Origin of the sequence: Amycolatopsis ponsaeliensis (genome assembly GCF_030182635.1) — a bacterium.
Taxonomy (GTDB): Bacteria; Actinomycetota; Actinomycetes; order Mycobacteriales; family Pseudonocardiaceae; genus Amycolatopsis; species Amycolatopsis ponsaeliensis.
On record NZ_JAPZLD010000043.1, the window covers coordinates 87,746 to 96,362 of the forward strand.

At 69.6% G+C, this 8,617-nt stretch carries 6 protein-coding genes; 3 read left to right on the top strand and 3 right to left on the bottom strand.

Going from position 1 to position 8,617, the window contains the following annotated elements; all coding sequences use genetic code 11:
- Positions 1-4: 4 nt before the first annotated feature.
- Positions 5-3,094, bottom strand: coding sequence for an NACHT domain-containing protein (locus QQ657_RS43655; RefSeq protein WP_284748258.1), 3,090 nt, complete (start codon positions 3,092-3,094; stop codon positions 5-7).
- A gap of 520 nt (positions 3,095-3,614) precedes the next feature.
- Positions 3,615-4,001, bottom strand: a complete 387-nt coding sequence (locus QQ657_RS43660) for a hypothetical protein (protein WP_284748259.1) — start codon at positions 3,999-4,001, stop codon at positions 3,615-3,617.
- A gap of 263 nt (positions 4,002-4,264) precedes the next feature.
- On the opposite strand from QQ657_RS43660, the gene QQ657_RS43665 reads away from it, so the two are divergent.
- Genes QQ657_RS43665 through QQ657_RS43675 form a run of 3 tightly spaced genes read left to right on the top strand, consistent with a single transcriptional unit; the run spans position 4,265 to position 7,436 of the window.
- Complete coding sequence (locus tag QQ657_RS43665; RefSeq protein ID WP_284748260.1) at positions 4,265-6,370, top strand: sensor histidine kinase; 2,106 nt, start codon at positions 4,265-4,267, stop codon at positions 6,368-6,370.
- On the top strand, positions 6,367-7,023 hold the full coding sequence (locus tag QQ657_RS43670; RefSeq protein WP_434056839.1) for a response regulator transcription factor: 657 nt from the start codon (positions 6,367-6,369) through the stop codon (positions 7,021-7,023). Before QQ657_RS43665 ends, QQ657_RS43670 begins: the two co-directional genes overlap by 4 nt.
- Positions 7,020-7,436: a DUF4118 domain-containing protein gene (locus QQ657_RS43675; RefSeq protein ID WP_284748261.1), complete on the top strand. Its 417-nt coding sequence runs from the start codon at positions 7,020-7,022 to the stop codon at positions 7,434-7,436. The genes QQ657_RS43670 and QQ657_RS43675 overlap by 4 nt, the downstream gene beginning before the upstream one ends.
- 557 nt (positions 7,437-7,993) lie before the next feature.
- Here the strand turns inward: QQ657_RS43675 and QQ657_RS43680 are convergent.
- Positions 7,994-8,266: a hypothetical protein gene (locus tag QQ657_RS43680; protein ID WP_284748262.1), complete on the bottom strand. Its 273-nt coding sequence runs from the start codon at positions 8,264-8,266 to the stop codon at positions 7,994-7,996.
- Positions 8,267-8,617: the final 351 nt, after the last annotated feature.

An 8,617-nucleotide genomic window follows, 5' to 3' on the forward strand; every position in this document is an offset into this window, starting at 1 on the left:
CGGTTCAGCGCTGCACGACGTCGTCGGCGTAAAGGACGAGGTCGGCTTCGGGGAGCGCGTCCCGCGCCGCGCCTTCCTGGGCCTTCGGGACGCCGTGGAGCTCAACTCGGATCGGGCCCAGGCGCCGCAGCCGGACCAGGTCGCCGACCGGCTCGGTCGTGGTGAGCGCCAGGCGGCGTAGGGTCGGCAGCGCGGCCAGCTCGCTGACCTCTTCGACGCTCGGGATGCCGGCCATCGAGACCGCTTCGACTTCGGCGAGCCGGGTGATGCCGCGCAGGTTGCGCTGGTCCGCGCGCACAGCGACCTCCAGCTCGCCGACCCGCAGCCCCTCCGGGAGCACGTCCAGGCCCTGCGAGAGCTTGCGGTGGCGCAAGGACAGCCGGGGCAGCAGGGTGCCGTCGAGCGTGCGCAGCGCCGTGATGGCTTCGAGGGATCCTGCGTGCAGCCGCAGGTCCGTGACGCCCATGCGGGCCAGTGCCGACAGGTCGTTGAGCGCGCTGCTGAACCCGGAGATCCACAACGACCGCAGGCCGGTGCAGTCGACGAGCTCGTCCAGGTCGTCCACCACGTCGTTGGACTTGAGCTCGAGGTGGCGCAGCGCGTGCAGCCGGGGGAGCGGGTGGATGCCGCGCGCCCGGTCGTCGAGGGGGACGTCGCCGACCAGCTGGATCGCCTTCAGGGTCCGCAGGTGGTGCAGCCGCCGCAGGACGTCCCAGCGGTGCACCTCCAGCAGGTAGTCGCCGAACTCGACGTTGGCCAGCGACGTCGCCGCGTATTCCTCGGAGTATTCGTTGTATCGCCAGGCGCGCAGCAGCTCGTTGATGACCGACCGGCGGTGGGTGCCGCTGAACATCCGGATCTTTTCCCAGGACTCTTCGCCGCCGATCAGGGCGAGCGCGCGGATGACGTACGCGGCGATCCGGTCGGGGCGGTCGTCGGTGCGCGCAGCCAGCTCGTCGATCTCGCCGGGCCCGGGCAGCAGGTCGATCACGAACGAGCCGGCTTTGGCGAGCATCTCGGCCTCGTCGAACCCGGCCGGCGGGATCAGGCCGCGCACGGCGGCGAGCACGTCGGTGCGGACCTGCTCGGGCTCGATGACGTCGACGTGCCCCAGCGCCGCGGCCGCCAGCAGGACCAGCCGGTCGGCGACCTCGCGGTCGCGGCGGGTGCCGCGCCGGCCCGCCCGGTCCAGCAGGCGGGCGAGCAGGTCGCCGGCTTCGGCGGCCCGGGCCTGCGCCGCGACCATGAACACGACTTCGTTGAGCGCGTCGTCGTGGGCGTGCTCGACGACGTAGCCGATTTCGCCCGCCTTGACGAACTCGCCCGCGGCGAGGAAGTCGCGGAAGGTCCGGTGCACGAACGCGATCCGGTGGTCGGCCTCGTTCTCCCGCAGGACGCCGCTGCGCTCGAGCAGGTGCCGGAGCACCAGTTCGGGCGCGACGCCCTGGGATCGCAGGCCGGACATCGCACGGCCGAAGCGTTTCGTCGCGTCGTCGCGGTGCACCAGCAGCTCCGCGTTGCGGACCATCGGGGCGGCGAACCGCTCCAGGAGGATGATCTTCTCCTTGTCCGACATCCGCAGCTCGTCCTCGACCTGGACGCCGCGCCGGGTGTCCCATTCGCCCAGCAGCAGCTGCAACGCCCGGTCCAGCAGGTCCTTGCGGCTCTGCGGCAGGTACATGTTCTCCCGGCGGTAGAGCGCGCACAGCAGGGAGCAGAGCAGCGGGCTCGACACCAGGCCTCGCACGTCCGGCCGGGCCGTGAGCGCTTCGCCGAGCCGTTCCTCGCAGCCGGTCAGCCAGCCCCGCTGGACGTCGTCGGTCTCCAGCGCCCGCGCCGCGGCGTACCAGTGCGCGACGAGCTCGCGCATGCCCCGGCCGCTCAGCGGCAGCAGCTCGTGACGGGGGAGCGGAGCACCGGCCGACGGCCAGTTTTCGTCGATCGCCGAGGGCCGGGTGCTGATCACATAGCGGGCCTCGGGGTACCCCCGCAGCAGGCCTTCCAGCCAGCGGCGCACGACCTCGCGGCGGGGCTGGAGGACTTCGTCGACCCCGTCGACGAGCACCATGGCCCGGCCGGAGCGCAGCAGCGCGCTGACCCAGCCCGCGGGCTTCTCGCCGGCGAGCGCGGGCGCGCTCACCCGGACGAGGTCCTCGGGCTCCGGCAGCTCCCGGTCGGCGAACTGTCGCAACGGGACGAAGAACGGCACGACGTCGCCCCACGGGTCGTCGCCCTCGCCCTCGCCCTCGGTCTCGGTGCCGAGGGCGGCGGTCGCGGCCGTGTGGGCCAGCCACTGCAGGAGCGTGGTCTTCCCGGCACCGGCGCCGCCGACGAGCAGGACGTGCCGGTCGGCGGCCAGCGCGTGCGCCGCGTCGGTGCCGGTACCGGTCAGGGCGGTGTCGTCGGGCGAGAGGGAGCGGCGGGCCACCGAGGGCACGGAGTAGAACTCGGCGAACGAGTGCCGGGCGGGGGCGCGGCCGGGGCCGACCTGGAACAGCTCGAAGGTCGCGTACGAGCCGGCCAAGTAGGACTGATAGTGCCGTTCGAACGCGTCCGCGGCGGACCGGGCCCGGCGGTCGGGCTGGTTTCCGAGGCTCTCCACTTGACGCCGCAGTTGGGTGATTTCCCCGGCCATCGTGGCCTGGACCGCGTGCATCACCTCGTCGACCGCACGGGCGCGCCGCGCGATCCGCCGGCAGCACTCGGTCAGCAGCCGGTCGAACGCCTCGACGCCGTCCGGCCCCAATGCGGCGGAGGAGAGCGCAGGCCGACCCGCGGCGGCGGTGCGCGACTTCAGCCGGGTTTCGTCGGTGAGCACGGCGGGATCGCCGCGCACGAGACCGCCGACGTCGGCGGCGACCAGGGCGGCGGCCACGGCGTCGAGCGCGGCCTGCCAGTCGCCGTCGGACAGCGCTGCGAACTCGACCCGCCGGAGATCGGCCAGATCCTCTTCGGCGGCGAGCAGCTGGCGGGCCGGGTCGCCCAGGGCACGGAGCTTGCGCTGTTCGCCGAGCCGGTCGGCACCGCGTTCGACGGCCCACTGGTGCAGCGCGGCGAACGTGGCCCCAAGGGCAGTGACCAAGGCGGACGACAACGGATCGACGGTGACACCCCCACGATGACGAACCCGATGATCGCAGTGTATCGAACACGAACACACTTCGCGGTCACGTCGATCGCTCGCGGTGGAGCCGTCGCGGTCCAGGTGTGGCCGCTGAGCAGGTTCGTGGCCCGCGGAGGGTGATCCTCACGAGAAGGCGGGCTGGAGCGCTGACATGACGCCCGAGCCCGGCCTGCCGCTGTCAATGGCGATACAGGACGCGGTCGACATCGGTTGATCGACCCGTTCTCGGCAGTACCGGAACAGCAGCGGCGCAAGCGGATGTCCGGCCGCGAACAGGCCTGGAGGGCAGGGGTGGCCGGGTCCTGATGGACCCGGCCACGGTGGTCACGTCCCAACGGCGGCCAGCTTGACGAGCGCGGCCACCGCCCCCCGGCCGCGGCATTCCGGCTGTGCTCTCTCGCGCTACGTCCGTCAGGCCGAGATCTACCACTTCACCGTCAGCTGCTCGGGTTCCGGACTCGCGGTTCCGATCCTCGAGGCAGCCTCGCGCTCACGAACTCCACGCGGCCAGCGGCGACGCCCAGACGTTCTGCACGTTCACCGGCACTCCCCAGCCCCACCACGACGCGCACGCGATCCCGTGGGGGCCCGGGAACAGGTAGGTTTCGCCGCCGGCCCGACCGACCAGGTGCGCGGCCCCCGAGCCGTTGCCGACGTTCTGGACACAGATCGTCGTCGGCCCGAACAGCCAGGTGGGCACGTCCGCGTTGGAGCCCTGGTAGGGCAACGAGAACGGTCCCGCCTCCACCTGTTCCGTGGAGTCGGCCCCCGTCGTGCTTGCCTGAGCCGCCGTCGTGGTGGCGGCGAGGCCGCCCGTCACGGCGAGGGCCAGGCCGGCGACCGTCACGAGGGATCGCTTCAAGACTGAACTCGGCATCGTATTCTCCTGATTTTCAGAAATCGTGGGAATTGGTCGTCACCGACGATCGGAACAATCGCTCGAGCGAAGGAAAGCCGATGTTTCGTTCGGCGTCCGGTCCATGCCGGCGAAGCTCGATCTCGTGCGGTGACGAGGACAAGAGTGGCGCCTGCGGTGTCCCGTCGTCAGGGGAGTTGAGTCCCGACTTCGTGCGGGAAAAGGAGGGGACAATCCGTCCCTCGTTCCGGCACATGGCGGTCCCTGCCACCAGGGGACCCGGTATGCTCGTCGCGGGGCGGGAGTGGAAGATGTTTTTGGCGCGGGAAAATCGTCGGAAGATGCGGCCTTTCGGTCGGCCGGGCAGGATGAACACACAGCTGGTGTGGTTTGTTTTCTTGCTCTCGGCCGGACTGGCTGTCGGGACGTTCCTCCTCGATGTGGCCACTCGGCCGGACCGGAGCGTCGCCGCGTGGGCGGGACACTACGCCTACACCCTGCTCGGGCTCCCGATCTCGCTGGTCGGCGCCTTGATCACCGTCCGGCGTCCTGGCAACCGCATCGGGATGCTGATGCTCCTCAGCGGGTTGTCGATCACCGGCGACGAGTTCGCGTTCAACTACGTCCACTACGGCTCGACGCACCCCGCGCCTGCCCTGCACGTCATCGGCTGGCTCGGAAACTGGATCTGGACGATTCCGCTGGCGACCCTGCTCTTCACGGTGCTGCTGTTTCCGGACGGTCAGTTGCCGGACCAGCGGTGGCGGCCGGTGGCCTGGGCGACCGGCTGGTGGTGGCTGCTGCTGACGTGCCTGGCTTCGCTCGGCGGGGGGATGTACAACGGCCCTCCCGTCGATGGCGCTGCAGCGCTGAACGGCTGGTTCGGGCAGATGTCGGGTGCGGCCCTGCCGGTGGTCTTCGAGCTCTTTCCCCTCTTTTTGCTCGCTGTAACGATCTCCGCCGTTTTGCGCTACAGACGTGCGAGGGGCGACGAGCGGTCACAGCTCACCTGGCTGGCATACGCGAGCTCTCTGGTCGCGCTCGCCTGGCTGGTTCCCGCTGTGCACCAGGTGGACACGTGGGAGCGCGCCGCGGCGAACGTCCTGCTGTGGTTCCTGCCGGGCGCGATCGGCATGGCGGTGCTGCGCTACCGGCTGTACGACATCGATCGGCTGGTGAACAGGTCCATCGTCTATGCGGCCCTGACAGCCTGCGTCGGCGCGACGTACGTGCTGACCGTGACCTTGATGGGAGCCGTCTTCGAACAGGCGTCAGGACTTGCGGTGTCGTTCGTGGCCTCGGCACTCGTGGCGGCGTTCTTCGCGCCGGTGCGCAGCCGTCTGCAGCGAGCGGTGGACCGAATGCTGTACGGCCAGCGCGGAGAGCCGTTCGAGGTGGTGTCACGACTGGGGAGCCGACTGGAAGCCGTGATGCCGACGGACGACGTGCTGCCCACGATCGTCGACACGGTCGGTCAAGCCCTCAAGCTGCCCTACGTTTCGATCGAGCTCCGGCGCGACGGGAGGTGGGAACCGGCGTGCGTCCGAGGTGAGCTGCGGGGAGAACCGGCCGAGTTCGCGCTGACCTATCGGGGCCGCCCGCTCGGACGTCTGCTCGTGGGGCCACGCGCGCTCGGCGAGGTGTTCTCGCCTGCGGATCTGCGACTGCTGCGGGACTTGGCCAGGCACGCGGGCATCGCCGTGCACGCAGTCCGGCTCACTGGCGATCTCCAGCGGTCGCGCGAGCGGCTGGTCGCGGCCAGGGAAGAGGAACGGCGCCGGCTCCGCCGGGATCTCCACGACGGTCTCGGGCCGACGTTGGCCGGCGTGGCGTTCAAGGTCGAGGCGGCCGGTGAACTGCTGCTGGACCGGCCGCGGCAGGCTCGGCCTGTTCTCGACGAACTGAAGACGGACGTCAAGCGCGCTATCGTCGAGGTGCGCCGGGTTGTCGACGGGTTGCGTCCACCGGCACTCGATGAGGTCGGGTTGGTGCAGGCGATTCGTCAGCATGTCGCCCGGTTCGGCGAGGGTGAGGGGACAGGTACGTCGGCGACGAGCGCGGTGGCGGTCGAAGTCAGGGCCGCGGTCGAACTGCCGCAGTTGCCCGCGGCCGTCGAGGTTGCGGCGTACCGGATCGCGACGGAAGCCATCACGAATGTGCTGCGGCACGCCGAAGCACGGTACTGCACGGTGGAGATCTCGTTCGGCGACGGGCTGGAGCTGGAGGTAGCCGACGACGGTGTCGGGGTGGAGGGGATCGCCCCGGATGGCGTCGGCCTGAGTTCGATGCGTGAGCGCGCCGCCGAGCTGGGCGGGACGTGTGCAATCGAATCTTCCGTCGACGTCGGCACCCGGGTCCGGGTGCGCTTGCCGGTAGGCGGGGGAGGATGACGATGGAGCGGGTTCGGGTTCTGGTCGCGGACGACCATCCCGTGTTTCGCGAAGGGCTGTGTGCCCTGCTCGATGCCTTCGATGGGATCGAGGTGGTGGGTCAAGCCGCCACGGGCGTCGCGGCCGTGGAAATGGCGAGCCGGTTGTCCCCGGACGTCGTCGTGATGGACCTGGCGATGCCGGGGTGCAACGGCGTGGACGCCACGCGCTCGATAGCGGAGGCCAATCCGGATGTGGCGGTCGTGGTGCTGTCGATGTCTTCCGACGAGGACGCCGTGTTCGAAGCGATGCAGGCGGGCGCTCGCGGTTATCTCTTGAAAGAAGCTGAAGCGGCCGACGTCCTGCGGGCCATCCGAGCAGTCGCAGATGGTGACACGGTGTTCGGGTCCGGTGTGGCGCAACGGCTGATCCGGTTCTTTGCGAGCCACGCCCCACGTCTGCCGTCGCACGTGTTCCCGGAACTGACGGACGGCGAACGGGCGGTGCTGGATCTCGTCGCGGGTGGTCGCAGCAAGCCGCAGATCGCACAGCAATTGATGTTGAGTGACAAGACCATCCGAAATCGGGTTTCCAGTATCTTCAGCAAGCTCCACTGCACTGGTAGGGCAGAAGTCATCGTCAAAGCTCGCGAAGCCGGCCTCGGTCGACGATGACATTCCTCAGACTGCTGACGCGGTCCGGCGTCGGCGCCGCATTGCTGGGCGGGCTGCCGGTCGCGCTGGGCGCCGTGGTCATCGCCTGCCTGCTCGCCGACTTCTACTTCGTGTCTCCACGGCACACCTTCGCCGTCGCGGGCGTCGTCGACGTGCTCGAGCTGGCCAGCTTCGTCGGGATCGGGCTGGTGGTCGCGGTCCTGCTGGAGTCGACGGCGGTGATGCGGCGGCGCGCCGCGGACACCAGTGCCGAGGCGGCCGTGCTGGCCGTGCTGGTCGCCAGTGTGGTGCGGCACCTCGGCAGTCCCGCGTACCACGCGCGGAACCGGTGGATGGTGGATCGCAGCGAACTGGTGATCGGCTTTCCGCGCGGCACGAATCAGGCCCAAGGCACCTGGTATACGCTTAATTAAGCAGCTGAACAGGGCAAACCGCGTTTGGTCGTTCCGCTTTGACCTCGTCGAATGGTGTACTGAATACCGTGGCTACAGGCAGGCAGACCGGGGCGCGCATTCTGCGCCGGCTGCGCGTTTCGCGTGGCTGGTCGTAGGCCGACCTGGCGCGTGCGCTGCAGGAATCGGCGCGTCAGCTGGGTATGGCGTCCCTGGCTGCCAGCCAGCGTTCAAGCATCCGGCGTGCCGTTGCCCGGCGGGAGAGCGTTGACGACGGAACCAACCCGGGCGAGCGCTACCGGGTCGTCCTGGCGCACGTCTACGCCTGCACCCCGGCGGGGCAGGTCCAGCTGGGGACGGGGTCGGACTTCGGGCTCCTCCTGCAGGCGTTCCGGTATGTCGACGTGGCGTCGTCGCGGATTCAGGAGATCGTAGAGGTAATCGCCACCTGCGTCGGGGCCGAGGGTTCCGACTTGGCGATGCTGCTGCAGCCCGCTGCTCGCGTGAGCGTGGCGGGTAACGAACGGGGGCGATCGAATCTCGACGAGGTGATTCCGAGCCTGCGCGACGCAGTTGTTTCAGTCGACCGACAGGTGGGCGCGCAGCCGTTCGTCAGGTTGCAGCTTCAGCTCGCCCCCGTTGTCGATGCGTGTCGGCTGCTCGGCTCGCAGTCCGGTGGGCGCTCTGTAGAATTGCCGACGCCGGCGGCTGCGGCGTTCACGCTCGCTGCCCGCTTGGCTTTCGAGACGCGTGACGACGAGACGGCGATGGGCTTCTATGCGGAGGTGACTCAGGCTGCCAGTGGCGTGATGGATCGGAGCCTCCGCGATGATCCGGACGAGCCACACCATGGTGACGCTCTATGCCACGGGAGACCATCGACTGGCACGGGAGATCGTCCGGGCGGCGACGGTCGACGCTCATCGGGGTTCGAGCTGCGCCGTCCGTGCGCGGGCTCACGCAGTCCATGCCGAGATCAACGCTCGAGCAGGCCAATCGAGGGAGGCGGCCGAGGCAATCGGCCGAGCGTGAATGACCGTCGAGTAGCTCTCCGTGGACGACCCGCATCAGGGGTTCGACGGCGAGCGGCTTAGGGCCTGTATCGAAGTCGGTTAGAGCCATTCGTTGATCGCGGCGATCTGGACAGTGGCCTCGTACCGAACCGCGAGTTTGTCGTATCGGGTGGCCACCCCACGGTGGCG

What these genes read in the sequence shown, in the direction of transcription:
- QQ657_RS43660 (WP_284748259.1), bottom strand. Translation starts at nt 4,001, where the DNA reads ATGCCGAGTTCAGTCTTGAAGCGATCCCTCGTGACGGTCGCCGGCCTG.
- QQ657_RS43665 (WP_284748260.1), top strand. Translation starts at nt 4,265, where the DNA reads ATGCTCGTCGCGGGGCGGGAGTGGAAGATGTTTTTGGCGCGGGAAAAT.
- QQ657_RS43670 (WP_434056839.1), top strand. Translation starts at nt 6,367, where the DNA reads ATGACGATGGAGCGGGTTCGGGTTCTGGTCGCGGACGACCATCCCGTG.
- QQ657_RS43675 (WP_284748261.1), top strand. Translation starts at nt 7,020, where the DNA reads ATGACATTCCTCAGACTGCTGACGCGGTCCGGCGTCGGCGCCGCATTG.
- QQ657_RS43680 (WP_284748262.1), bottom strand. Translation starts at nt 8,266, where the DNA reads ATGGTGTGGCTCGTCCGGATCATCGCGGAGGCTCCGATCCATCACGCC.